At 47.7% G+C, this 470-nt stretch carries 1 protein-coding gene; it reads right to left on the bottom strand.

Annotated elements, in window-relative coordinates; genetic code table 11:
* The coding region (locus AB4496_RS22370) for a LysR substrate-binding domain-containing protein (RefSeq protein WP_372132002.1) at positions 1-470 on the bottom strand (470 nt) is incomplete at both ends.

The following is a 470-nucleotide window of genomic DNA, read 5'->3' as shown; positions in this document are numbered from 1 at the left end:
GATATTGCTCTGCCGTCCACGGATCGACAATCGCAAAGCCTGCTTGGTGCTTCACCAATTCCGCGGCCGCGCTATATCCACGCACAGATATCGGATGGTGATAATGCTCATCTCGCGCAATAAGGCTTTGATGTAACAGTAGGCCTAATGGATCGCGGCTATCAAGCCCGATGATTGGCAAGGGATAATTGATCAGATCATCAAGGGTTAATTCAGTAGGTAACTGTTCAACTGTGTGGGAAGGAACCAGAACCTTGAGTGATTCAGTTAAGAGTGTTTCACTTAATATGGCAGGCGGTGTTTCGTCCCCAAATGCGATAGCAATATCAAGCTCATGCTTTAACAGCCCAGCACACAGTCCATCACGGTTTGCTGTTAGTAACTCAAAAGAGAGATCTTGTTCGCGAGACATTTGGGCTATTACCGGAGTCAGCAATTTGGTCGCCAGTATCGGTGGTGCACCAATACGT

Source organism: Vibrio sp. 10N.222.46.A1, assembly GCF_041473595.1.
Classification (GTDB): Bacteria; Pseudomonadota; Gammaproteobacteria; order Enterobacterales; family Vibrionaceae; genus Vibrio; species Vibrio tasmaniensis_A.
The sequence above is the reverse complement of the archived record's forward strand: the minus strand, read 5'-3'. Positions and strand labels throughout refer to the sequence as shown.